This window comes from Rhodanobacter sp. A1T4 (assembly GCF_014207185.1).
Classification (GTDB): Bacteria; Pseudomonadota; Gammaproteobacteria; order Xanthomonadales; family Rhodanobacteraceae; genus Rhodanobacter.
Genome location: NZ_JACHCP010000004.1, coordinates 145,626 through 169,549 on the forward strand (window position 1 = coordinate 145,626; position 23,924 = coordinate 169,549).

The 23,924-nt window shown below is 61.3% G+C and carries 26 protein-coding genes and 1 other RNA gene; 8 read left to right on the top strand and 19 right to left on the bottom strand.

Annotated elements, in window-relative coordinates; all coding sequences use genetic code 11:
• Positions 1-318: 318 nt before the first annotated feature.
• From HDE80_RS09320 to HDE80_RS09335, 4 genes are all read left to right on the top strand, one after another.
• Entirely contained in the window at positions 319-1,134 is an 816-nt protein-coding gene (locus HDE80_RS09320; RefSeq protein ID WP_184600521.1) for an IclR family transcriptional regulator, read from the top strand.
• Positions 1,135-1,377: 243 nt separating this feature from the next.
• The gene (locus HDE80_RS09325) at positions 1,378-3,045 is read left to right on the top strand and encodes a long-chain-fatty-acid--CoA ligase (protein WP_184670206.1); all 1,668 of its coding nucleotides are present in this window, start codon (positions 1,378-1,380) and stop codon (positions 3,043-3,045) included.
• 55 nt (positions 3,046-3,100) lie between these two features.
• Complete coding sequence (locus HDE80_RS09330) at positions 3,101-3,526, top strand: thioesterase family protein (RefSeq protein ID WP_184670208.1); 426 nt, start codon at positions 3,101-3,103, stop codon at positions 3,524-3,526.
• Complete coding sequence (locus tag HDE80_RS09335; RefSeq protein WP_184670210.1) at positions 3,523-4,653, top strand: zinc-dependent alcohol dehydrogenase family protein; 1,131 nt, start codon at positions 3,523-3,525, stop codon at positions 4,651-4,653. Before HDE80_RS09330 ends, HDE80_RS09335 begins: the two co-directional genes overlap by 4 nt.
• 12 nt (positions 4,654-4,665) lie before the next feature.
• Here the strand turns inward: HDE80_RS09335 and HDE80_RS09340 are convergent, their stop codons facing one another.
• From HDE80_RS09340 to HDE80_RS09370, 7 genes are all read right to left on the bottom strand, one after another.
• On the bottom strand, positions 4,666-5,046 hold the full coding sequence (locus HDE80_RS09340) for an MAPEG family protein (RefSeq protein WP_184670212.1): 381 nt from the start codon (positions 5,044-5,046) through the stop codon (positions 4,666-4,668).
• 27 nt (positions 5,047-5,073) lie between these two features.
• Positions 5,074-5,715: a ribose-5-phosphate isomerase RpiA gene (gene rpiA / locus HDE80_RS09345; protein ID WP_184670214.1), complete on the bottom strand. Its 642-nt coding sequence runs from the start codon at positions 5,713-5,715 to the stop codon at positions 5,074-5,076.
• 89 nt (positions 5,716-5,804) lie between these two features.
• Entirely contained in the window at positions 5,805-6,269 is a 465-nt protein-coding gene (locus tag HDE80_RS09350; RefSeq protein WP_184670216.1) for an EVE domain-containing protein, read from the bottom strand.
• The gene (locus HDE80_RS09355; protein ID WP_184670218.1) at positions 6,266-6,883 is read right to left on the bottom strand and encodes a 5-formyltetrahydrofolate cyclo-ligase; all 618 of its coding nucleotides are present in this window, start codon (positions 6,881-6,883) and stop codon (positions 6,266-6,268) included. Before HDE80_RS09355 ends, HDE80_RS09350 begins: the two co-directional genes overlap by 4 nt.
• Before the next feature lie 125 nt (positions 6,884-7,008).
• Positions 7,009-7,195: non-coding RNA, 6S RNA (gene ssrS / locus HDE80_RS09360), on the bottom strand.
• A 148-nt stretch (positions 7,196-7,343) separates the two neighbouring features.
• On the bottom strand, positions 7,344-7,649 hold the full coding sequence (locus HDE80_RS09365; protein WP_184600529.1) for a cell division protein ZapA: 306 nt from the start codon (positions 7,647-7,649) through the stop codon (positions 7,344-7,346).
• A gap of 34 nt (positions 7,650-7,683) precedes the next feature.
• Complete coding sequence (locus HDE80_RS09370; RefSeq protein ID WP_184600530.1) at positions 7,684-7,923, bottom strand: TIGR02449 family protein; 240 nt, start codon at positions 7,921-7,923, stop codon at positions 7,684-7,686.
• 122 nt (positions 7,924-8,045) lie between these two features.
• On the opposite strand from HDE80_RS09370, the gene HDE80_RS09375 reads away from it, so the two are divergent.
• Together HDE80_RS09375 and HDE80_RS09380 are read left to right on the top strand one after the other, a co-directional pair.
• Positions 8,046-8,609, top strand: a complete 564-nt coding sequence (locus HDE80_RS09375; RefSeq protein ID WP_184670220.1) for a UPF0149 family protein — start codon at positions 8,046-8,048, stop codon at positions 8,607-8,609.
• A complete protein-coding gene (locus HDE80_RS09380) occupies positions 8,606-9,991 on the top strand; it encodes an aminopeptidase P N-terminal domain-containing protein (RefSeq protein WP_255483663.1) in 1,386 nt (461 codons plus the stop codon). The genes HDE80_RS09375 and HDE80_RS09380 overlap by 4 nt, the downstream gene beginning before the upstream one ends.
• 13 nt (positions 9,992-10,004) lie before the next feature.
• Here HDE80_RS09380 and cydX read toward each other — a convergent pair whose 3' ends face one another.
• The 10 genes from cydX to rph all read right to left on the bottom strand — a co-directional run bounded on the left by cydX (position 10,005) and on the right by rph (position 20,045).
• The gene (gene cydX / locus HDE80_RS09385) at positions 10,005-10,145 is read right to left on the bottom strand and encodes a cytochrome bd-I oxidase subunit CydX (protein ID WP_184600533.1); all 141 of its coding nucleotides are present in this window, start codon (positions 10,143-10,145) and stop codon (positions 10,005-10,007) included.
• Between the two features lie 39 nt (positions 10,146-10,184).
• Positions 10,185-11,315 carry a cytochrome d ubiquinol oxidase subunit II gene (cydB, locus tag HDE80_RS09390; RefSeq protein WP_184670224.1) on the bottom strand — a complete coding sequence of 377 codons (1,131 nt, stop codon included), beginning with the start codon at positions 11,313-11,315 and terminating at the stop codon, positions 10,185-10,187.
• Positions 11,316-11,325: 10 nt separating this feature from the next.
• Positions 11,326-12,891 carry a cytochrome ubiquinol oxidase subunit I gene (locus tag HDE80_RS09395; protein ID WP_184670226.1) on the bottom strand — a complete coding sequence of 522 codons (1,566 nt, stop codon included), beginning with the start codon at positions 12,889-12,891 and terminating at the stop codon, positions 11,326-11,328.
• Complete coding sequence (gene cydP, locus HDE80_RS22355) at positions 12,888-13,097, bottom strand: cytochrome oxidase putative small subunit CydP (protein WP_345776440.1); 210 nt, start codon at positions 13,095-13,097, stop codon at positions 12,888-12,890. Before cydP ends, HDE80_RS09395 begins: the two co-directional genes overlap by 4 nt.
• A 247-nt stretch (positions 13,098-13,344) precedes the next feature.
• Positions 13,345-14,667, bottom strand: a complete 1,323-nt coding sequence (pepQ, locus tag HDE80_RS09400) for a Xaa-Pro dipeptidase (RefSeq protein WP_184670228.1) — start codon at positions 14,665-14,667, stop codon at positions 13,345-13,347.
• 153 nt (positions 14,668-14,820) lie between these two features.
• Entirely contained in the window at positions 14,821-15,180 is a 360-nt protein-coding gene (locus tag HDE80_RS09405; protein WP_184600537.1) for a PilZ domain-containing protein, read from the bottom strand.
• Positions 15,177-17,438: a DUF1631 family protein gene (locus HDE80_RS09410; RefSeq protein ID WP_184670230.1), complete on the bottom strand. Its 2,262-nt coding sequence runs from the start codon at positions 17,436-17,438 to the stop codon at positions 15,177-15,179. The genes HDE80_RS09405 and HDE80_RS09410 overlap by 4 nt, the downstream gene beginning before the upstream one ends.
• Before the next feature lie 100 nt (positions 17,439-17,538).
• The gene (gene hemW / locus HDE80_RS09415) at positions 17,539-18,705 is read right to left on the bottom strand and encodes a radical SAM family heme chaperone HemW (RefSeq protein ID WP_184670232.1); all 1,167 of its coding nucleotides are present in this window, start codon (positions 18,703-18,705) and stop codon (positions 17,539-17,541) included.
• Entirely contained in the window at positions 18,702-19,307 is a 606-nt protein-coding gene (gene rdgB, locus HDE80_RS09420; protein ID WP_184670234.1) for an RdgB/HAM1 family non-canonical purine NTP pyrophosphatase, read from the bottom strand. Before rdgB ends, hemW begins: the two co-directional genes overlap by 4 nt.
• Before the next feature lie 6 nt (positions 19,308-19,313).
• The gene (gene rph, locus HDE80_RS09425) at positions 19,314-20,045 is read right to left on the bottom strand and encodes a ribonuclease PH (RefSeq protein ID WP_184670236.1); all 732 of its coding nucleotides are present in this window, start codon (positions 20,043-20,045) and stop codon (positions 19,314-19,316) included.
• Positions 20,046-20,134: 89 nt separating this feature from the next.
• On the opposite strand from rph, the gene HDE80_RS09430 reads away from it, so the two are divergent.
• The gene (locus tag HDE80_RS09430; RefSeq protein WP_184670238.1) at positions 20,135-20,998 is read left to right on the top strand and encodes a YicC/YloC family endoribonuclease; all 864 of its coding nucleotides are present in this window, start codon (positions 20,135-20,137) and stop codon (positions 20,996-20,998) included.
• 250 nt (positions 20,999-21,248) lie between these two features.
• Here the strand turns inward: HDE80_RS09430 and HDE80_RS09435 are convergent, their stop codons facing one another.
• On the bottom strand, positions 21,249-22,367 hold the full coding sequence (locus tag HDE80_RS09435) for a hypothetical protein (protein ID WP_221437501.1): 1,119 nt from the start codon (positions 22,365-22,367) through the stop codon (positions 21,249-21,251).
• Between the two features lie 733 nt (positions 22,368-23,100).
• Between HDE80_RS09435 and gmk the strand changes: the two genes are divergently transcribed.
• A complete protein-coding gene (gene gmk / locus HDE80_RS09440; protein ID WP_184670753.1) occupies positions 23,101-23,727 on the top strand; it encodes a guanylate kinase in 627 nt (208 codons plus the stop codon).
• A gap of 4 nt (positions 23,728-23,731) precedes the next feature.
• Here the strand turns inward: gmk and HDE80_RS22030 are convergent, their stop codons facing one another.
• Positions 23,732-23,875 carry a hypothetical protein gene (locus HDE80_RS22030; RefSeq protein WP_221437502.1) on the bottom strand — a complete coding sequence of 48 codons (144 nt, stop codon included), beginning with the start codon at positions 23,873-23,875 and terminating at the stop codon, positions 23,732-23,734.
• Positions 23,876-23,924 lie beyond the last annotated feature (49 nt).

Here is a 23,924-nt window from a genome sequence, read left to right on the forward strand (position 1 = left end):
GTGCCGCGGGGATAAACAGCGTTCGAAGTTTTGCTATGTGAAATACTATTTTTGCTGCGCGAACCGATGCTATCGGCGCCACAAACCGAACGCAAGCGTGTCACGGAATCTTAATTTGTCGCATTGCAGCAGGAATTTTCTGCATGACTCAACGCTTGCATTGGGCTTGCGCTGGCGTGCCGACGAGGCCTACGCTACGGCTCGATTGAATCGTTCAAGTTTCACGATACGAAACCTATTTGATCAGGCTTTCAGCCGACATTGGCGCATGGTCCAGCGAGTCGTGCGCCCGTGGCGCGATCTTCCGTGGAGTGATGGATGGGTAACCCCAAACGCAAGAGCGATGCCTTTCGCTCGGTAGACGCCAGCCACCCGCAGTTCGTTACGGCGGTGTCGCGTGCGTTTGCGATCTTGCGCTGCTTCGAGCGTGGCGAGCGCTATCTCGGTAACCAGGACATCGCCCGGCGCACCGGTTTACCAAAGCCGACGGTTTCGCGACTCGCCTTTACTCTGTCCGCGCTTGGCTATCTCAGCTATTCGACGCGTGAAGAAAAATATGCACTCGGCACCGGCGTGCTGGCGTTGGGCCATGCCTTTGTCAAAGGCAACGATGTATTGAGCGTGGCACGCCCACTGCTGCGCGAACTGGCCGACTACACGCAGTCAGCGGTAATGCTCGGTGCCGCGGATGGCCTGCGCATGCTCGTGCTCGAGGTGTGCCAGGGCGATCGCACGTTCGAGATGAAGCTGGAGACTGGCTCGCATGTACCGCACGGCACGACGGCCTTGGGCCGCGCCGATCTGGCCGCGAGGCCGCCGGAACTGTTCGAGAAAAAACTGCTGGAGCTTGAGCGTGAGTGTGAGCCAGCGGCATGGCCGACGATCCGTGCCGGGCTGGTGCGCGCACGTCACGATTACGAGAACTTCGGCTTCTGCTTTTCGCTGGGCGACTGGAATCCCGACGTGTTCGCGATCGGCGTGCCGATGGTTTCGGCCGACCGCACGCGCGTGCTGGCGTTCAACTGCAGCGGCCGTGTGTCGACGATGACACGCGAAAAGTTGATTCACGATTTTGGACCGCGGCTGCTCGCGCTGCGCAATGCCGTTTACGAAGCGACCGAAGGGCACTTCTAATCTTAGAGCCTGTTCATAATCTCGCCGTAGCCCGCGTTGAGCCGTGGTGGCCGTCGGACGACCACCACGGCTCAACCCTTCGGGCCGGGTCGGTTTGCACCCATGCCGGCGTCATCACTCGGTCGTGTACCGACGTACACTTCCTCGTTCTTCCTTGGCCTGCGCGCAAACCGCTCCCGGCGTGGGCCACGGAGAGATTTTGAACAGGCTCTCAACCTGCTGCTGTACTGGAGATTCACCGATATGAATTTCAGTTACTGGCCACCCGGTCTTCCGCACGAACTTACCGTGCCGCAGACATCGTTGTACTTCAATCTCGACGTTGCTGCCGCGCGCTATCCCGAGCGCTCGGCGATCATTTATTACGACAGCGTCATCAGCTACACCGAACTCAAGCGTCAGGTCGATACGTTGGCCGGTTTTCTGCAGCATCGTTGTCACGTCGCCAAGGGCGATCGCGTCGCGCTCTACGCGCAGAACAGTCCGCAGTTCGTCATCGCCTATTACGCGATTCTTCGCGCGGATGCGGTGGTGGTGCCGATCAATCCGATGAACCTGCACGACGAGTTGAAGCACATCGTCAAGGACAGCGGATCGAAGGTCATCGTTTTCGATCAGGTGCTGGCTGCGAACGTCGTGCCGTTAATTGCCAGTAACGTGTTCGCACATGCGATCACGGTCACGCACTCCGACTACCTCACGGCGACGACGGATCTGCCCGTGCCGGAAACCCTATCGGCGGCGAGCACGGTTGTAGAAGGTGCGACGGCCTGGGCCGATGCACTGGCGGTGCAGCTTGTTCCATCGGTGCACACGGCGGGGGCTAACGATTACGCCGTGATTCCCTACACCTCCGGTACCACCGGCGAGCCGAAGGGCTGCACCCATACGCATGCCAGCGTGATGCATACCGCGGTCGCCGCCGCCGAATGGGTGCGCCTGGCGAAGGACGGTATTGCGCTGGCCTGCTTGCCGATGTTCCACGTGACCGGCATGCAGAACGGCATGAATACGCCGATCTGGCTCGGTGCCACGATGGTGATCATGACGCGCTGGGACAAACGTTGCGCCGCGCTGCTGATTGCGCGCTACAAGGTGACGGCCTGGACGGCCATCCCGACCATGCTGATGGATTTCCTCAATCAGCCGGATCTGCGCGGTGAGGAGTTGGCCTCGCTGTTCGTACTCTGCGGCGGTGGGGCGGCGATGCCCAAGGCGGTAGCGGAACGGATCGAATCGCTCTGGGGTATTCCGTACATCGAGGGCTATGGCATGTCCGAGACGATGGCTCCCACGCACATCAATCCACCGCAGGCACCAAAGGCGCAGTGCCTGGGACTGCCGATATCCAACACCCGGGCGATCATTGTCGATCCGGTGACGCTCAAGCCGGTGCCGCGCGGCGATGCCGGCGAAATTCTCGTCAACGGACCTCAGGTATTGACGGGTTACTGGAACAATCCTGCCGCTACCGCAGCCGCCTTTGTCGAGGTCGACGGCGTGCGCTATCTGCGCACCGGTGACCTCGCCTTCGAGGACGAGCAGGGCTATTTTTTCATGGTCGATCGCGTCAAGCGGATGATCAATGCGTCGGGCTATAAAGTCTGGCCGGCCGAAGTCGAGGCATTGCTATACGGCCATCCGGCGGTGCAGGAAGCGTGCGTGATCGGTTACCACGATACGCATCGCGGCGAGAGCGTCAAGGCGCTGGTCGTGCCGCGTGCCGGGGTCGAGACGGATGCCGACAACATCATCGCGTGGGCGCGCGGACACATGGCGGCATACAAAGTCCCGCATACGATCGAATTCGTCGACAGCCTGCCAAAGACTGCTACCGGCAAAGTGCAGTGGCGTGCGCTGCAGGAGAAGGAAAATGCACGCGCGCATGGCGCGACCACCGCCGCTCCCTAGGGAGCCTCTGAAAGCAGCTGCAAACCACTCGTACGAATAGCCGTCTGGAAACCGCATGAGCCAACGCGACAACTATCGTCATTTCCTGCCACTGCCCACGCGCTGGAAGGACAATGACATCTACGGTCACGTCAACAATGTCGAGTACTACAGTTACTTCGATACGGTCATCAACACCTATCTGATTCTCGAAGGCGGACTGGATATCCACGCCGGCGCCGTTATCGGCGTCTGCGCGGAATCGCACTGCAAGTTTCTCGGCGAGCTGGCCTTTCCGGAAACCATCGAGGCTGGCCTGCGTGTCGAACATCTGGGCAACTCCAGCGTGCGCTACGGCATCGGCCTGTTTCGGCCCGGTCGCGATACGCCGGCGGCGGAAGGCTGGTTTGTGCACGTGTTCGTCAATCGTGCCGAACGACGTCCCACGCCGCTGCCTGACATGATGCGTATCGCACTCGAAAAACTTCGGGTGACGTCATGAAGGTACGCGCCGCGGTGTTGCGTGAGATGGGCCTGGTCGACCCCTATGAACAGTCGAAGCCGCTGACCATCGAGATGGTCGAGTTGGCGCCACCGGGTGCTGGCGAACTGCTGGTGCGTGTGCTGGCCGCCGGCCTGTGTCACTCGGATCTGTCGGTGATCGACGGCTCGCGGCCACGGCCGATGCCGATGGTGCTGGGCCATGAGGCGACTGGTGAAATCGTTGAGCTCGGCGCAGATGTCGCTGGTTTCGCCGTGGGCGATCGCGTGGTGTTTTCTTTCGTGCCGATGTGCGGCCACTGCGAGCCTTGTGCTGCCGGACGTCCGGCGCTGTGCGAGCCAGGAGCGCAGGCGAATGCCAGCGGCCGTTTGCTCGGTGGCGGCATGCGCTGGCACGACGGTGGCCAGCAGCGACTGCAACATCACCTGGGCGTATCGGGCTTCGCCGAGTACACCGTTACGTCGGCACATTCGGCCGTCCGTATCGATGACGATCTGCCGCCCGAAATCGCCGCGCTGTTTGGTTGTGCGGTGATGACCGGTGTCGGTGCCGTCATCAACACGGCACGCGTCGCGCCTGGCGAGAGTGTCGCGATCTTCGGGCTGGGCGGAGTAGGTCTCGCCGCGCTGCTCGGCGCCCGCGCGGCATCGGCCTATCCGTTGATCGCCGTCGACCCGGTGCCGGAAAAGTTGGCGCTCGCCCGCGAGCTGGGCGCCGATGTCGTCGTCGATCCCACTCGCGAGGATGTGGTAGCGACGATCCGTGAACATACGCGCGGCGGTGCCATGCATGTGATCGAATCGGTCGGCAACGAGAAGGTGCTGGCGCAGGCCTATGCGGCGACGCGACGCGGCGGCACGACGGTGACGGTCGGTCTGCCGGCGCCGCAGCGGATGCTGAGCATTCCCGCCGTGAGCCTCACTGCCGAAGAACGCACGATCAAGGGTTCCTACATGGGCTCGGCGGTGCCGAGCAGGGATATCCCACGCTATGTGGCGCTGTACCGGAACGGCCGGTTACCGGTCGATCGCCTGCTATCGCATCGGCTGACTCTGGATGAAATCAACACCGGTTTTGATCGACTCAAGCGTGGTGAGGCAATTCGCCAGGTCGTGCTGTTCGACTGAGTCGTTTGCCTCTCAGGCCGCGATGACGAACAGCCCGACCACGCAGGCCATGCCGCTAAACCAGACCAGGCTGCGCAATGCAGCAAGGTTGGCAATGTATAGCGCGCCATAGATCAGACGCAGCACGACCCAGGCAATGGCCAGCAGATCGATCGAGTGCTGCGGCGCGTGTGCGTACTGGGCGACCAGCACGGCAGCTGCGAACGCGGGGAAAGCCTCGAAGCTGTTGAGCTGTGCCGCGTTGGCGCGGCTGGCCGGGCCGCTGAGCTTGGCCAGAAAATCGCGTGGATGCTGATTGGCGCGAAGGTCGTAACGGCCCATGGATTTGGCCACGCCAGTCCATAGAAGTGGCATGAGGATGCCGATCAGTACGCACCACAGCCCGATAGTCATCGCGATTGCCCTTGAGTACGGCGGTGGTCAGATTTCGCGATCGCCGACCAGCACGACATCAGCTGGCCGGTGCGCGAAAAGACCGACGGTGACGATGCCGGCGAGCTGATTGAGATCGCTTTCCAGGGCGGCGGGGTCGGTAATCTGCCAGCCGTGCACGTCGATGATCCAGTTACCGTTGTCGGTGATCACGCCGTCGCGCCATACCGGTTGGCCGCCGCGTTTAACGATCTCCCGTCCGATCAGGCTGCGCGCCATCGGGATCACCTCGATCGGCACCGGAAACTTGCCGAGCAGATCGACCTGCTTGCTGGAGTCGATGATGCAGACAAATTTCTGCGACGCCGCGGCCACGATCTTTTCGCGTGTCAGTGCCGCGCCGCCACCCTTGATCAGGCGACGGTGCGGATCGCATTCGTCCGCACCGTCGATGTAGATGTGCAGCGGGCCGGCGCTGTTGAGATCGAGCACCGGAATGCCGAGCTTCTTCAAATGTGCGGTGGACTGCTCGGAACTCGAAACCGCGCCCTGGATGCGGTCGCGCAGGTCGGCCAGCGCGTCGATGAAAAAGGCCACGGTGGAGCCGGTGCCAACGCCGATGATGGCGCCGTCCTCGACGTAGCGTATGGCGGCTTCACCGGCCTGGCGTTTCTCGTTGGCGTTGCTCATGCGTTGATTTCCTGCGGCTTCATTTTGGCAGCTTCATTTGGCCATCCAAACGATGGCGTCTGGCGGAAGATAAGATATGTGCCGATAGGTCATTCCAGCGCGACAATCGTGCGCCATTCGGACGCGCTTACCGGCATCACCGACAGCCGATTGCCTTTGCGCACCAGCGCCATATCAGCCAGCGCATCCATCGTCTTCAGCTCGTCCAGGCTGATGGTACGGCTGAGTTTCTTGACGAACTTCACTTCGACCAGCATCCAGCGCGGCTCTTCGGGCTTGCTGGTCGGATCGAAATAATCGCTCTTCGGATTGAACTGGCTGGGATCGGGATAGGCATCCGTCGCTACCTCGGCCAGGCCGACGATGCCGGGCACGGCGCAGTTGGAGTGGTAGAAAAACACCTTGTCGCCGGGGCGCATGCCGTCGCGCATGAAGTTGCGCGCCTGATAGTTGCGCACGCCGTCCCATGGTTCCTGGCCTTTGCGCTTCAGATCGTCGATGGAGAACGTGTCCGGCTCGGACTTCATCAGCCAGTATCTGGGTTTCGCGGTCATGCGTTCGTTCCGTTGTCTTCCGGGGCGTTGCAGTCGATCAGCTCGCGCTCGGTAGCGATGAAATCCAGCGGCACGTCCCAGTCGGCTTCCTCCAGTTGCGGCAGCTCCTGGAAGGTGTAGGCGATGCCGACCAGCAGCGGCTCGGTCGGGCGCACCTGTTCGTTGAGAAAGGCGAAGCTGCGGTCGTAATAACCACCGCCGTATCCCAGTCGCTGGCCGCGGCGGTCGAAGCCAAGCAGGGGTACCAGCACCAGATCGATCTGATAGGGTTCAAAGAGCGTGGCGGGCTTGACCGGCTCGGGAATGCCGTAACGGTTCGGTTGCACGTCTTCGCCAGATTGCCATGGCGCAAATTTCAGCTTTTGCCCCTTGCTGATGACGGGCAAAAGGAATTGCTGCCCGCGGTTGGCCAGGGGTGGAATCACCAGGTTCAGCGGCAGCTCGCCCTGAGTCGCCCAGTAACCGGCGACGCGTGCATCGGTAAGGTATTCGGGCAACTGCTCGAGGCTGCGGCGCAGGCCTTGCGCGGCGGCGATACGTTCGGCTGGTGTGAGGGCGCGGCGGCGTTCGGCCAGGCTTTGGCGAAGCTCGCGGCGTTGGGCGTTGGCGTCCACGTGTCGCGCGTCTCCCATCGAAAGCGCGCTTTGCCGGCGTCGCTGCGTGCTGCTGGTTCGATTGTCTTGACCGGTTGTCTTCAACACATTGTATTGAGCAGACGACAGCCGGGTATTGTTAGGTGGCGTTTACCGCGATGCCGCTGCCCACCAAACGACCTTGATCCAAAATGGATCAGGTGGGAGAGCTACATGGTCTAAAGGCTTTCCGTACGAAGCGGACATGCGCAACAACCGATGTGAAGCCGACCCGGGGCCGTAATTAGGAACAAGGCAAATGTAAGAGTGTGCTGGCGCACATCGCAGAAAACGCCGGGTTTGATTTTATGCCCTTACCGAGGAATGTGCCACCGAGTTCGGACTGGCCGGGTTCATTATCCGGCGAGATATTGATGCATCCGGCACCGGTCGTGTCGGGCGAGCGATCGGGTGTACAGACCCTGATGCAAGCGATTCGCGATCAGCGCTTCAATCCGTCGAATTCCAGCGCTGCATCCAGCTTGCTGCGCAGGGCAGCCAGGCCATTGCTGAGCCGCTGTTCCTGGCCGTCGTGCTGCTTGCGCAACAGCAAAAATTCGTGCGCGACGCTGACGGCGGTGAGCACGGCCAGTCGCTCGAAGCTGGGTGCTTTGGCGTTGGCGCGCAGTTCGCGCATCTTGCGATCGAGAAAGCTGGCCGCCTCGATCAGGCCCTCGCGCTCTTCCGGTTCGCAGGCAATCAGGAATTCGCGGTCAATCAGTCGCAGTGCGACCGGTTCAGTGCTCATAAGCTGCTCTCAATCCCCATTGCTCCAGACACACTCAACCGTTGCTCTCCAGCGACTTCAGTCGCTGGATCATCGCCTCGACCCGGCCGCGCGCCTGCTCGTTGCGCGCCAGCAGGCCGGCACGCTCGCCGGACAACTGCTCCTGGCTGTGGCGCAGGCTGCGGTTTTCCTCGTGCAGGCGGCGCACCGTTTCCAGCAGCCGATCAAGCTGCTGGCTCAGTGCGGCCAACTCCTCGCGGACAGGGTCGGAACGGACGGGATCGGGTGTGCTCATGGTCGAAACTATAGCAGGAGGCTTGCTGGAAATTGGCGCCAGACAGCGTGCCTAACAGCAGGAATCCGTTGGCGGGCGGCGCCTGCATTAAACTGACAGGTATTCTTTGATGGAGCACCGCCATGGCGGATACCGAACTGGTTGGTTACGACGAACTCGACACGCTGACCATCAGCCTGCGGCTGGGCACCGAGGCCAGCGAATTGCACGGTTCGCTGTGCGGCTATCTGGCCGGTGGCGGGTTGCTGGGCAAGGTCGCGGTGCTGTCCGCACTGCAGCTCGATGGCGAGGCCACGCACCCCTCGGCCGACGATCAGGCGCTGCTGGATAGACTGGCCAGGCAGTGCGAAACCGAACTGGCCGATCCCGAGTTGGGCTTCGAGCCGCTGCTGCCGGCGGACGACCGTCCGTTGACCGAACGCGCCGAGGCGATGGTCGACTGGTGCCGCGGTTTTCTCGGCGGCTTCGGTCTGGCCGGCACCAGCGCGCACGCGCAGCTGTCCGACGAGGCACAGGAAGTGTTGCGCGACCTGGGCACCATTGCCGCTTCGTCGTTCGACTTCGGCAACGAGGACGAAGACGAGGACGCGCTGATCGAAGTGCAGGAGTTCGTGCGCATCGGCGCCATGCTGTTGCATACCGAATGCACCGCGCACGGCAAATCGGTCAGCGGCACCTTGCATTGAAGCCAAGCGCACCAAAACTCGCTGCCATTGGATCGGCCGGCTTCGGTGCTGGTGGTGTGAGTCTGGCCTCGCTCGCGATTACACCTGAAGAGTTCGCCAGCCGTCGCCGCCAGCTGATGCAGATGGCCGGCGACGATGCTGTGATGCTGGTGGCCGCGGCGCCCGAACGCATGCGCAATGCGGACGCGGCGTGGCCATACCGGCAGGATTCGGATTTTCATTATCTGACCGGCTTTCCCGAGCCCGAGGCGGTGCTGGCCTTGCTGCCCGGTCGTCAACATGGCGAGGCGGTGCTGTTTTGTCGCGAGCGCGATCCGACACACGAGCGTTGGCACGGCGAGTCGATCGGCACGGATCGCGCGGTGGCCGAATTCGGCATGGACGACGCCTTTCCGATCGAGGACATCGACGACATCCTGCCCGGCATGATCGAGGGCCGTGCGCGCGTCTACTGCCATTTCGGCAGCGAGCCGGAATTCGATGCGCGCCTGCTGGGCTGGATGCGCCGACTGCGCCAGCTTCGCGGTGGTGGCGTGGTACCGAAGGAGTTCGTGGCGCTTGGGCATCTGCTGCACGATTTGCGTCTGTACAAATCGCGCGCGGAATTGAAGCTGATGCGGGCATCGGCTTCGATCGCGGTGGACGCGCATCTGGCTGCGCTGCAGATCGCCGTGTCCGGTCGGCGCGAATACGAAGTCGAGGCCGAGCTGCTCAGTGTGATGCGCAGTCGCGGCGCGGTATCGGCTTTCGCGCCGACTGTCGCCAGCGGCGTCAACGCCTGCGTGATGCATTACCAGAGCAACCGCGCAGCGCTGCGCGATGGCGAGCTGCTGCTGATCGATGCGGGCGCCGAACTGGATTGCTATGCATCCGATATCAGCCGCACGTTTCCGATCGGTGGCCGCTACAGCCGCGAGCAGCGCGCGCTGTATGAAGTCGTACTGGCGGCGCAGCTGGCCGCGATCGACGAAGTTCGCCCTGGCCATCCGTTTAATGCACCGCACGTTGCTGCTGTTCGCGTACTGGCCGAAGGCCTGTGCGAGCTGGGCCTGCTCAAGGGCAGCGCCGATGCGGCGATTGCCGACGAGAGCTACAAGCGATTCTTTCCGGCCAAGACCGGCCACTGGCTGGGCATGGACGTGCACGATGTCGGCGACTATCGCGTCGGCGGCGAATCGCGCGTGCTGGAGCCTGACATGGTGCTCACTGTCGAACCCGGCCTCTACATACCGCCGGATGATCGCTCGGTCGCCGAGCGCTGGCGTGGCATCGGTATTCGCATCGAGGACGATGTGGCGGTGACACGCGATGGCAACGAAGTGCTGACCGAACGCATGCCAAAAGAGGCCGAGGCGATCGAGGCCCTGCTGGCGGCGCGCTGAGTTTTCGCGGTCGTCAGCTCAACTCATCCGGTAACTGGTAATCGTCGCGCAGGCGATTGGCTTCATCGCTGGCGTTCACCTCGAACCACATCGCGTTGAGGATGGCGAAGGCGCAGGCCAGGCCGAGTCCGAGTATCCAGGCGAAATACCACATGTTGTTCAATCTCCGGTGATTGGATGGGGGAGGCAGCGTTCAATAGCCGCCGTGCGCCGCGCGTATCTGTGCCAATGTGACGCGGCCGCGCATCACGCGATAGACCCAGCTGGTGTAGATGATGACGATCGGCAGAAACAGCGCCGTTGCTCCCAGCATCAGTGACAGCGTGCCGTGACTGGACGAGGCGTCCCACACGGTGAGGCTGGAGCGTGGGTCGAGGCTGGACGGCATCAGAAACGGAAACAGCGCAAAACCTGCCGAAGCGATGGTGCTACCCACCATCAGGCTGCTGGCGATAAAGCCCGCCACGCTGCGTCGGCCGACCAGCAGCTGCACGCCGATGGCCGAGGCAAACGCCAGTGCGGGTGCGATCCAGAACAGTGGGTACTGCAGGTAGCTGGCGAACCACGTGCCACCCAGTGCCACCTGCTTGAACAACGGGTTGGAAACGCCTTCGACGAGCGCGGCACCACTGATGGCGTAGCCCGGAATGCGGTAGCCCAGCCAGATGCCGGCCGTGACATACAGCACCGCGTAGATCAGCGTCAGCCAGCGCGCCATTTTCACCGCGCGTGCCGCAAGCACTTCATCGGCTTTCAGTGCGGCCCAGCAGGCACCATGGGCCAGCAGCATGCTCAGCGATACCAGCCCGGCGAGCAGAGCAAACGGATGCAGCAGATCGAACAGGCCGCCCTGCCAGGTCATGCGCAAGTCGTCGTCGAAACGGAACGGCAGACCAAGAAACAGGTTGCCGAAGGCGACGCCGGAAATCAGCATCACCACCACGCCCGATGCGACCAGCACCCAGTCCCACAGGCTGGCCCAGCGCGGGTCGTGCACCTTGCCGCGAAAGTTGAAGCCGACCGGGCGCAGGATGAAACCCAGCAGCACCAGGAAAATGGCCAGATACATGCCGGAAAACGACACCGCATAAAGCATCGGCCATGCGGCGAAGGTGGCGCCGCCGGCGAGGATGAACCAGACCTGGTTGCCCTCCCAGGTTGCTTCGATGCCTTCGATCAGCACCAGCCGTTCCTCATTGTTTCGACCGAGCACTTTCAACAGGCCGGCGACCCCGAAATCGAAGCCGTCCATGATGGCGAAACCGATGAAGAGTGTGCCGAGCAGGGCCCACCAGATCACGCGCAACGTAGCGTAGTCGAACATGGCGAAATCCTCAGTGACCAGCGGTAGCGATGGTGCCGTTGTGTGGCCAGATACCCAGGCCATCCGGTCCCTTGCGGGTGAATTTCAGCATCAGCCACACGTCGACGATGGCCAGCGCGGTATAGAACAGCACGAAGCCACCGATCGAGGTGAGCACCTGACCCGAGCTTACTGACGACACGCCAAGCGCTGTCGGCAGCACACCCTCGATCGCCCATGGTTGGCGGCCATACTCGGCCACGATCCAGCCCATTTCGATCGCCAGCCACGGCAGCGGCAGGCTCCATAGTGCGAGTTTCAGAAACCAGCGGTGCTTAGTGAGTTCGCGCTTGCTCGCTTTCCAGAACGCCAGGGCAAACAGCGCGATGAAATAGATGCCGCAGCCGACCATGATGCGGAACGCCCAGAACAGCACGGGTACGTTGGGTATCGTGCTGTCGGCGGCTTTCTGGATATCCGCCGGTGTCGCCTTGCGCGGATCGTCCACGTAGCGCTTGAGCAGCAGGGCGTAGCCCATGTCCTGATCATGCGCCGCCAGTGTCGCCTGGGCCTGCGTGTTGTTCTTGTCCTGGCGCAGCATCAACATGGCGTCGTAGGCCTTCACGCCTTCGCCGATGCGGCCCTTGGCGGTGTCCACCAGTTCGGCGATGCCGGGCATAGTCTCGTCGGTGGAGTGCGTGCCGATCAGGCCCATCACCCAGGGAATTCTCACCGCCAGATGCGTGGTGCGTTCCTGCACGTCGGGCAGGCCGAACAGGGTGAACGGCGCGGGTGCCGGTTCGGTGTGCCACATCGCCTCAATCGCGGCCAGTTTCATCTTCTGGTTCTGCGACACGGTGTAACCGGAGGTATCGCCCAACACCACCACCGATAGTGCCGCCGCCAGACCGAAGCTGGCTGCCACCGTCATCGAGCGTTTGGCGAAATCCACATTGCGCCCGCGCAGCAGATACCACGCGCTGATCGACAGCACGAACATCGAGCCCAGCACATAGCCACCGCTCACCGTGTGCACGAACTTGGCCTGCGCCACCGGATTGAACACCACATCGCTGAACGAGGTGACTTCCATGCGCATGGTCTGTGCGTTGAACGCCGCGCCCACCGGATGCTGCATCCACGCATTGGCGATCAGGATCCACACGGCCGACAGGCTCGTAGCCAAGGCAAGAAAGCAGGTCACCAGCAGATGCTTGACCCGCGAGATGCGATCCCAGCCCATGAAGAACACGCCAACCAGGGTGCCCTCCAGGAAGAACGCCATCAGCCCCTCGATCGCCAGTGGTGCGCCGAAGATGTCGCCGACGTAATGCGAGTAGTACGCCCAGTTCATGCCGAACTGGAATTCCATGGTGACGCCGGTGGCCACACCCATCGCGAAATTGATGCCGAACAGCACCCCCCAGAACTGCACCATGCGCTTCCATACCTCGCGCCCGGTCATTACGTAGACCGCTTCCATCACCGCCAGCATCCAGACCAGTCCCAGCGTCAAAGGCACAAACAAAAAGTGGTATAGCGCGGTCATCGCGAACTGCAGACGCGACAGCGTGACGACATCGGTATCGATGATCATGGATGCGTTTCCGGATGAGCTGAGGATGGTGCTAGCCGACGAGCGATCGCATCGGCGCTTGCATCGGGTTTGGGGTGGGGTGCAAACAGCAGCCACCAGATCAGCATCAGAAAGGCGATCTTGGCGAAGATGACAAGCACCAGCTCAAGGGCCAGGCGACGCAACGGCCGTCGTGATGCGTGGTGCGAGAAGCTGGATGGAGACACGTTCAAACGGCAGGACCCCTTGCGAGCACCTGCCGTCAGATTACGCCGATCGGCGTAAAACTATCAGCCTCATTTCGCTCGGGCCAAGGACCGGCATGTGATGCACTTGTCGATCTCGGGCGTACAGCGCAGGCGGGCGCTCGTCCGTGCACGGGAAGTGTGGCTGAAAGCCGCAGGGGTGTCGTCGTCGCCGACGAAGCTCTGCGTCGGCATGGCGACACAGAGTATCGACGCTTGCGATGAAATATCAGCTTAGCCGAGCAAACGCGTCCCGCGTGAGGTTTTCCGGCACGCCGTCGGTGCACACCACGTCGTCTTCGATGCGAATACCGCCATACTGGCGGAAGGCATCGACCCTGGCCCAGTTAATGTCGGCTGATACTGGCTTGTCGCGCAGTTCGGCCAGCAGCATGTCGATGAAGTACAGTCCCGGTTCAATGGTGACTACCATGCTCGGCTCAAGTGCGCGAGTCATGCGCAGGTATGGATGGCCGTCTGGACGGCTAATCGTGCCGCCACGTTCATTCTGCTGGAAGCCGGCTACATCGTGAACCTGCAGGCCGATCGGGTGACCCAGGCCGTGCGGTAGAAACGCGCTAGTGACGCCCGAGGTGACGGCGCTCTCGGCGCTCATTCGAATAAAACCGTGCTCGCGCAGCACCTCGGCCAGCATGTGGTGTGCATGGATGTGCAGCTCGGGATAACTCTGGCCGGCGCGCACCTTGGCAACGAAGCCCTGCTGAGCCGCGTCGACGCTGTCGATCAGCGCCTGGAATTCGCTGACATTTGCGCCGGCATAGGTACGGGTGATGTCGCTGGCATAACCGGCGGCACTGGCACCGGCGTCGATCAGGAACGAGCGGCTTTGTGCTGGCGGCGTGCGATCAAAGTTCGTGTAGTGCAATACCGCGCCATGTTCGTTGAGCGCGACGATGCTGGCGTAGGGCAACTCGGCATCGTTCTGGCGTGCTGCCGCGAGGTAGGCCATATGGATGCCGAATTCGCTCTCGCCGGCGCGGAAGGCCTGCTCGGCGGCATGGTGCGCACGCGTGCCAAGGCGACTGGCTTCACGCATCAGCTCAAGCTCGTACGGTGTCTTGTAGCTGCGGTACCAGTGCAGATAATCGAGCAGGACTTGCGGATTATTCGCCTCGACACTATCCATCGCCGCGTAGCCGGCAGCGATGACTGCACGCTGGCCGCTCGGTAATTGCGCGACCGCTTCGGCAGCAGTGCGCACGATGACGATATCGAAATACTCGATCCAGTAACCCTGCGGGACATCTGGTACCACGTGCCAGTAATCGCGTGGCTGCAGAAAGATCAGTTTCGGCTTGCTGCCTGGCGTGTAGACGATCCAGCTACCCGGCGCGTCGGTCAGCGGCAGCCAGTGCTTGAAGTGTGGGCTGGCGACGAACGGTTGATCCTGATCGTCCAGAAACTTGCGCAGCGGCATGCCGGCAGCAATCAGCAGATGGTCGAAATCGGCGAGTGCGAGCGCCTTGTCGGCGCGTTCGCGCAGCGTGTTCAGATGGTCTGGATAAAGCGAGGCGAGGCTTGAAGCGGGCATGCATATTCCTGCGGATGAGCGGCGGCGTGTGGGCCACTTCGCGCGGCGTGATCGGGACGCCGGACAACGCCTCAGTGGCGGAAAAGGCCAATCATACGGCCATAAAGAAGGCGCGCACGATTGCGTGCCTTGGACCCAGCCGCCAGCTGGCGGTCAGTTTTTATCGAGCCAGCTGTGCAACCGCTCGGCGTCGGTATCGCTGATGGCGACGATCCGATAGCCGGCCCAGACCTGACCGGGACTGGCTGCGTGATCATGCCATTGCTCCTGGATGCCAACCTCGATCAGCGATGAGGCGCCTAGCTCCTGGCCTGGTTCGGGCAGCGGTAGCCTGATCTGAAAGAGCGCTTCGCTGCGCGGGGTCTGCGCGCTGATCAGCAGCATGCCGTTGCTGGAGAGATTGCCTACGTAACCGATCATCCGGCCGCTGATGACATCGGTCACCTGCGCAGGGAAGGGAACGCGTTTGCGTTCGATGCGGCGCTTTTCGCCAGAGTGGTCTCGCAAGTTCATCGGCTGTCGGACTCCGGTCGGCGGCTATGTCCCGAGGTGTTCGGCTGGCGCAGGTTGCCGGTGAGACTCCGCCAGGCACGATCGAGTATGCCTTCACGCTGCAGCGGTACTTCGCTGACGCGACCGGCAACGATTTCGTGGGCGAGTTGAGCGATATTCATCTCCTCGCCACGCTGGCCGCGCCGGGTGACCAGCAGGCAGCGACCGGATATCGGCGAATGCCAGGCCAGTTTGCGATGCACCTTCTGTTTGCTGGCGAGATCGGTGAACTCGAACCAGCTGCCAAACGGTAACTCATGCAGATGCTGCTGAACCGCCAGCTCGCGCGGATCGACAGTCGCCTCCTGCGGGAGTTCGGGAATGGTCGAGTCCTGGCTGGCGGTTTCGCCCAGCCGCTGATGCTGTTTGAGGCGCAGCGCAAGGTCGGTGGTGCTGGGCAAGTCCACGTTGGAGTCCGGGTCATCCAGCCCAAGCAATCGCCGTGCTACCTGCACCGCTTCCCCGGCGTGCATGCCGATCTGCTGCAGTCCGACTTCCACATCGACTTGCAGTCGGTCGCGATCCCCTATGGGTAAACGGCCGAGTAATTGATCGGTGATCGCCAGCTGGGCTTGGAAGGCGCCGCTTTGCTCGCCATGACGCAGCAGCGTCAGCGCCAACACGTCGGACCAGGCGCGATCGAGCAGGGCTCGCAGCAGGCCGCGCGGTGGCGTTTGCGCAAAGCGTTCGGCCATGTATTCACTGGCTCGCTGGCGTGCCTGATCCAGCCGCTCGCGACCCCTGGCGGCTTCCAGATGTCGGTTTTCGGCAGTTTGTGCTTTGCGTGTCAACAGGGACAGGTGATGTTCGATATCGGCGAGCAGGCTCGTATAAAGGCCCGCCGTCGGCGGTTCCTGATTGGCGCGGGTCACCAGCTGGTCGAGCTTCGCCGCCAGCGGCCGGCCGCTTTCGTCGTCGCTGCCATCGAGCCAGTCGTGCGCGGCGGCGGTAACCGTATCGAGCAGTTTGCGCGCGGGATGTTCGCGTTGTTCAAAGAATGCGGGATCCGCTACGGCAATACGCGTGACGGGTAGTTGCATATTGCCGAGCAGAGCGTGCGCATTATTTTCGCCGCCCAGCATTTGTTGGCCAAGCTGTTCGAACAGCATGGCGACAAGATCCACCGTGTCGCCTTGTTCGATGCTGAGCTGAGTTCGCGGCGCATCGCTGGGCTTGCCCATGTTGAGCTGAGTGAGCAATTCTTCGCGCAATCGCTGGGCGCTGCGCAGCTCACGGCTGGCCTGATCGGTGACTTTGAACAGATGCTGTTGCAGGGCGCTCAACGCGATCTGCAATTCATCGGCACTGGCGGCACGGCCAGGCGGTTGGTCGTCTGTCGCAGCGCTGGTGGTGCGTCGCTGGGTCAGCAGATCACGCAGAGATTCGAGTACCTCGATGGAGTCACCGGGCGCTGCGCCCGATGCGGCTGTCTGACGTGTCTTTACCGTCGATGCTGCGGTGACCTCCTCTGGCGCGGCAACGTTGGGTCGTGTGTTGATCTGTCGTGGAACCGGGATGCTGCGCAGCTCCGGCAGAATGCCGTCATCGAGCAGCTTTGCGTTGACGGCGTCATAGACCGGCGCGAGCAATTGGATCAGCTGCTCCTCGACACTTTGCATCAGCAGCAAGTGGTGCTCCAGCGGCAGTTCGAGCGCCACGCTGGCGGCGTGAATGGCACGGGTCAATACGTAAGGGCCGAGCGGCAGCGAGTGGCCGTCCAGCGGTGGCGCGCCAATCAATACGGCCAGTCGGTAGCCCAGTTCGTAAAGCACGCCGTTGTGGCGCATTTCGCCGCGCGCGCCAAGACGCTCGATCGACATCACCATTTCCTGCTCGGCCTGATCGAGCAGTTGCAGCGACAGTCGTGATCTTGGGCTGGCAGATGCGTCAACTTTGACAGCAGCTTTGTCGATGTCGTTGAAGGCTTCGGCGAGTTCCAGCAGGAACCGTTCTTCGAAGGCCACGCGGCCGTGTACCATGCGCAGCCGGCTGGTCAGGAAATCCTGCTGTTGCTTGGGCAGTTTTGCGCTTTCGGCCTGCTTGAACAGCTTCTGCTCGAAGTCACTCAGACATTGATGCAGCGGCTCCTGCAAGCCTTCCACGCAAAGCGCATAAGAGGCTTCAAGCAGCCGTTGCGCGCGCGCAGGCCAGCGTCCGTCTTTCAGACGAAATGATTGGTACGCCTCGAACCGACGGCGTCGATTCTGCTCGACATCCATGATGAACTCGCCCCATCCCCAATCCTTGTGAGTTTATGCTGCTTGTCACAGACACGCTACCGGATAATCGTGTAAAGGCCGTGCAGCTCAAGGTTCCGTATCAGTCCATAAAACTGGCGATCACGTCGTTCAGAAAGCGCTGGCCAAGTGGGGTGGTGTGCAGCTTTTGCGGGTCGTCCATCAGCCAACCCCGCTGGCGGCCGGCGGTCAGTGCTCGCGCAATCGTCTCTGGCATCAGTCCGGTACGTGCCGTGAAATCTTCGGACGGCACGCCGTCTACCAGCCGCAGCGCGTTCAGCATGTACTCGAACGGCAGCTCGGCCGCGCTGACCACGCTGTCGCCGCCGATTCGCGCCGGGCTGCCACCCGCATCCATATAGGCCTTCGGCAGGCGGGATTTCCAGCGACGGTGGACCTGGCCATTGGCCGCGTCGCTGATCTTGCCGTGTGCACCAGCGCCGATGCCCAGGTAATCGCCAAAACGCCAGTAGTTGAGGTTGTGCGCACAGCGCCGGTCGGGCTGTGCGTAGGCGGAAATTTCGTACTGGCCGTAGCCGGCTACCGCCAACGCCTGCTCGCAAGCTTCCTGCATCGCCCACGCATGATCGTCATCCGGTAGCGGCGGCGGATTGGCGGCGAAAGCGGTGTTGGGCTCGAGGGTGAGCTGGTAGTGCGAGATGTGTGTCGGCTGCAGGGCAACAGCTCGCGCGACATCGGCAAGTGCGCCATCGAGCTGTTGTTGCGGCAGCGCATACATCAGATCGAGGTTGATGTTGCGGTAGCCTGCATCTTGCGCCGATTTCACCGCAACCTCGGCCTCGCTGGCGGAATGGATGCGGCCCAGTCGCTTCAGCTTATCGTCGTCGAAACTCTGGACGCCGAACGAAATGCGATTGATGCCCGCAGCGAGATAGCCATCGAAACGGCCATGTTCGACCGTGCCAGGATTCGTCTCCAGCGTGATCTCGGCGTCGTCTGCCAGCGGCAGGCGTTCACGCACGCCGTCGAGCAGGCGCTCGATCAGTTCCGGTGCAAACAGGCTCGGTGTGCCACCGCCGAAGAAAATGCTGATAATGGAGCGGCCTTCGAGCGCCGCGGCAAAATCGGTGCGGTCGGCATCGAGATCGGCGAGCAGGTGATCGATGTAATCGGCGTAGGGCGGCGGCTCGCTGCGTAGGCCATGTGAGTTGAAATCGCAGTATGGGCACTTCTTCACGCACCACGGCATGTGTATGTAGAGCGACAGTGGTGGTGCAAGCAGGCTCATGCCGAGGCGTGCAGCTCGATCAGTCGCGCGTGCAGTTTTGCCAGTGCCTGGCCGCGATGACTGAGCCGATTCTTCGTCACGGTATCGAGTTCAGCCACGCTGGCGGTTTGGCCATCGGGCAGGAATAGCGGGTTGTAACCAAAACCATTCGTGCCGCGTGGTGCATCGAGGATGCGCCCGTGCCAGCGTGCTTCGGCGATCAGCGGTGCCGGGTCGTCGGCATGCTGCAGCAGCGCAAGCACGCAAATGAAGAATGCACCGCGTTGCTCCGTCGGCACGCCATCGAGTTCGCGCAGCAGTTTCAGGTTGTTCGCCGCGTCGTCGCCGTGGCCGCCACTGTAGCGGGCCGAATACAGGCCCGGTGCGTTGTGCAGGTAGTCGACGCACAGACCGGAGTCATCGGCCAGCGCCGGCAGGCCGGTGGCGCTCGCGGCATTGCGTGCCTTCAACAAGGCATTCTCGACGAAGGTCAGGCCGGTTTCCTCGGCGTCTTCGACGCCGAGGCTGCCCTGGGTAATCACTTCAAAACCGCTGTCGGCGAACAGCTCGCCGAATTCGGCGAGCTTGCCGCGGTTGCTGCTGGCAAGAACGATGCGCCCCATGGCAAGTCAGCCTTGCGCCAATGCAGCGCGCTGCGCCAGGACCAGTTCACCAATGCCTTTCTCGGCCAACGCCAGTAGCGCGTCCATTTCATCGCGACGGAACGCGTGGCCTTCGGCCGTGCCCTGGACTTCGATGAAACCGCCGCCGTCGTTCATCACCACATTCATGTCGGTATCGCAGTTGGAATCTTCGGCGTAGTCCAGATCGAGCACTGGCAAGCCCTTGTAGATACCGACTGAGATCGCTGCGACAGCACCGACGATCGGATTGCGCTTGAGGTTTTCACGCTTCATCAGGTGATTGATCGCATCGACGAGTGCCACGTAGGCACCGGTAATCGCCGCGGTACGCGTGCCACCGTCGGCCTGGATTACGTCGCAGTCCAGCGTGATGACACGCTCGCCCAGCGCCTGACGATTGATGCAGGCACGCAGGCTGCGGCCGATCAGTCGCTGGATTTCCATGGTCCGGCCGCCCTGGCCGCCGCGCGCGGCTTCACGCTGCATGCGGGTGTTGGTGGCGCGCGGCAGCATGCCGTATTCGGCGGTAACCCAGCCTTCGCCCTTGCCACGCAGCCAGGCTGGCACGCGATCCTCGATGCTGGCGGTGCACAGGACGCGCGTATCGCCGAAGCTCACCAGTACCGAACCTTCGGCGTGGCGGGTGTAATGACGTTCAATGGTGATGCTGCGCAGCTGGTCGCTGGCGCGGCCGCTGGGGCGGGTAACGGAATTCATGGGGTTGTTCGCTGAGATCGCCGGATCAAGCAAGGCGGGGTCGGAGAGTTTACCATTGCGTCCTGTTTCCCACGTTTGGATGACTCCCCATGATCCGCAGCATGACGGCCTATGCCAGCGCCGAAGCCGCCGGCCCCGCAGGCACCCTCAGCTGCGAGCTGCGTACGGTCAACCATCGGTATCTGGAGCTGAGTCCGCGTCTGCCTGACGAATTGCGCAGTTTCGAGTCGCTGTTGCGCGAGCGGATCGCGGCCAAGCTGTCGCGCGGCAAGCTCGACATCACCGTGCGCGTGCGCGGCAACGAAGCACGCGGCGACACGCTACAGATCAACGGCGCGCTGGTGACGAAGCTCGCCGAGCTGGCGCTGGACATGCAGGCGCGCTTCCCGAACCTGCAGGTGGAACTCACCGACTTATTGCGCTTTCCCGGTGTGATGCAGCAGGCCGAGATCGACCCGGAAGCGCAGCAGGCGGCGCTGTTCGAGGTGCTTGATCGCGCACTCGACGTGCTCACCGCCACGCGCGAACGTGAAGGCGAGAAACTGGGCGAGATCCTGCGCGAGAAGCTCGACGGCATCGAACGCGTCGTTGCCGATGTGCGTACCTGGATGCCGGAAATCCGCGCCGCCCTGCGTACACGGCTTGAAGGTCGGCTGGCCGACATCAAGCAGCCGATCGAGCCGGGTCGGCTGGAGCAGGAGCTGGTCATGCAGATCACCCGCACCGATGTGGACGAGGAGCTGGACCGGCTCAGCACGCATATCGGCGAAACCCGCCGTGTGCTTGGGTTGAAGGAACCGGTCGGTCGCCGACTGGATTTCCTGATGCAGGAGTTCAACCGCGAGGCGAACACGCTGGGTTCCAAATCGGTCGATGCGCGCAGCACCAATGCGGCAGTCGAGCTGAAGGTGCTGATTGAGCAGATGCGCGAACAGGTGCAGAACATCGAATGATGCCTAAGAAGGCTCGTCTAATTCATCGCGCCGGGATCCCGAGATGGCTATTCGATGAGCCTTTTCTTGTCCGGTGCAGAATCATTCGTCCAGACGCATGTGGTAATCCGCCACTGGATAAGTAAGGTTGGCGTCTGATTCGAGCGTCGCCGTGATGTCTTGTCGCGAACCGACGCGGGTCTTGGCCGAGGGGATTTTTCCCCTCGGCCTCCCTGCACGGTCGCTATCCATAGAAAGCGACCGAAAAGACTCAGTTCGATTCGGTAAACTGAATATAGGGCGATGATGCGCCCGTGGCGGTGCAGCTGCCGGTCAAGGTCAAATTATTGGTTTCGCCGGTGAAGCCCGCATCGGATGGTCCAACGCATGTTGGCGCGCTCGTGCTGCCGTCAGTGACGGCATCTTTCACCGTTATCGTCGAGCCTGTATTGAAGGTCGCCGCTGATCCGCCACCGTCACCGACGATATTGAATTCCGACTGGTTCCAGACGGCTGCGATATTGACCTTGCTGTCCTTGGTGGTCAAGGTGTATGCGGTGGTGCCATTGGTGAATACCGTCGTATCGTTGCCTCCTGACACAACCGAGCCAGAAAGCTTCACATTCGCCAGTTGGCTAGCTGCTACTGCAGGCGCCGATATGGCGCTGCTGTTTACGTAGCAGTCTTCGCCGATGCCGTCCGGGTCCGCTCCGGCATCGTTCCACCCGCTCGGACAGGTACCGCCACTCCTAGTGCTGCTGCCGTAGCTAAAAAGCCAGTATTGAATGAATACGTAACCCGAGCTAACGTCCGACTCATAAATGAACTGTTGCCAGACTGTGCAATACGAGTAGCTTTTGCACGTAGACGTAGTGCCATTGAAGTTCGTGTTGAGCTGAAGCGTATAGTCATTCGAGCCATCCGTGCCCGTTTCGCTCGTCACCCCGGATACTGTCGGGAAACTTCCGACTGTTCCGCTCAGCAACCCCGGGCCTTGAACAACGTAATCTTCGCCATTGCCGACGGTTTGGGCACGACCTGCCGCTTGTGACTTTGTATTCGTTGAATCACCGAATACGCTTCCACTACGTGAGGGAACCTTCGACCGATATTTCGCCGGTGCGGCGACGCACGTTGCTTTTTTCCAGAGAATGCTGGGGTAAGAGGCGCTGTAACAGCCTTCGGCAGGCGCGCCATGACGTGCCATGTCCGCACGCCAGGATTCTTGTGCCTGAGCTTCGGCAGCGCTGACAGGCGGTGCGGTAAAAACCGCTTCATTGTCAGTCGGAGCGGCAAAAACAGCGGCTGAGGTTCCAATCGCACCCACGAGACTCGCCATAATCGCGAGCTGAATCATGTAACGCGTGCCGGACTTGGATTTCGATTGCATATTTATTGCTCCCATTTTGTTACTCCCATTAAAAATGAAAGGATGCCAATCAAACCTGATTAAAAATAATTAAAAATATAATTCAACTAGAAAATGTACAAATTCAGATTCCTGATACTAAAATGCACTGGCATCATGCTCAATAGGAAATATTCACCTGTAAGGGTTTCCAGGTAATGCGGGCAAGAAAGCATTATTTTACGATGAATCGCAAAATAATGCGTTGTTAATAAATTTTAAACTTCTATTACAGGCGACGTTTCGCACCACATATATCGCCATAACAAATTATTCTTGGAGTGAGTCACAGTTTAAATTTATTGATTCGGAACGTATGTTGCTTGCTCAGAGTTGTAGCGAATGATGGCCATCCGGTGCCATGAAAACACTGCGCTACTCAATAAATTTCAATTTGAGCGCAATGCAGTTCGAGAAAGTGCTGGGCGTTACGAAAAATCGCGGCACTACCAGTCGATGCCCAGAAAACCGAACACGCCGACCGTGCTGGTGCTGGCGAAGAATGGATGCGGCTCACGTCAACGCGCTGGATCGATGCCGACCCGGCGGACCGAATGGGCTGGCTCAGTCGCTATACTGCGGCGATGAAAATCAGCACTCAACCCGGTTGCAACCTGACATATGCCGCGACTCTGCCGCGAGGGAGTCTTGCCTGGGACAACTTGTCGCTCGCATGGATGGTACTAGGCCGGGCGCAGGACATCGCATGACGGCGATGTCTGACAACGCCACCCTGTTCGTGGTTGCCGCACCGTCGGGTGCGGGCAAGTCGAGTCTGGTCAACGCACTGCTGGAGCGCGAGCCGGCGATTTCGCTGTCGGTATCGCACACCACGCGCCCCCCACGGCAGGGCGAGCAATACGGCCGCCACTATTTTTTCGTTGAACGCGCTGAGTTCGAGCGCGAAATCGCCGAGGGCATCTTTCTTGAGCATGCCGAAGTTCACGGCAATCTTTACGGTACATCGCGCACCACGGTGCAGTCGCTGTTGAGCGAAGGGCATGACGTGCTGCTGGAGATCGATTGGCAGGGCGCTGAGCAGATTCGTCGCAGCAAGCCCGACTGCGTGGGTATTTTCATTTTGCCACCGTCACGGGCCGAACTGGAACGCCGACTGCGCGGCCGCGGCTTGGACAGTGCCGAAGTAATCGAGCGTCGCTTGCACAACTCGCGCGGTGAAATTGCCCATGCGCACGAGTTCGACTACATCCTGATCAACAATGTCTTTGCGGATGCATTGAATGATCTGCAGGCGATCGTGCAGGCGGTTCGTCAGCGCAGCGCGTTGCAATGGCGGCGCCACGAGGCACTGATCACGGAACTGCTTGCGGCCGATTCCTGAAAGCTCAGTCGAGCAGGGTCTGCAGGTAGCGCTCGGGATGGTTGAGAAACCTGCGGGTGAGTTCGAAATGCTCCGTCTGCTTGTAGTCCACACGTTCCAGCCCTTGTTCGCCGATCTGATAAATCCATGCATCGGGGTAGCTGAGCAAAATCGGTGAATGCGTGGCGACGATGAATTGCGAACGGTCCTACACCAGT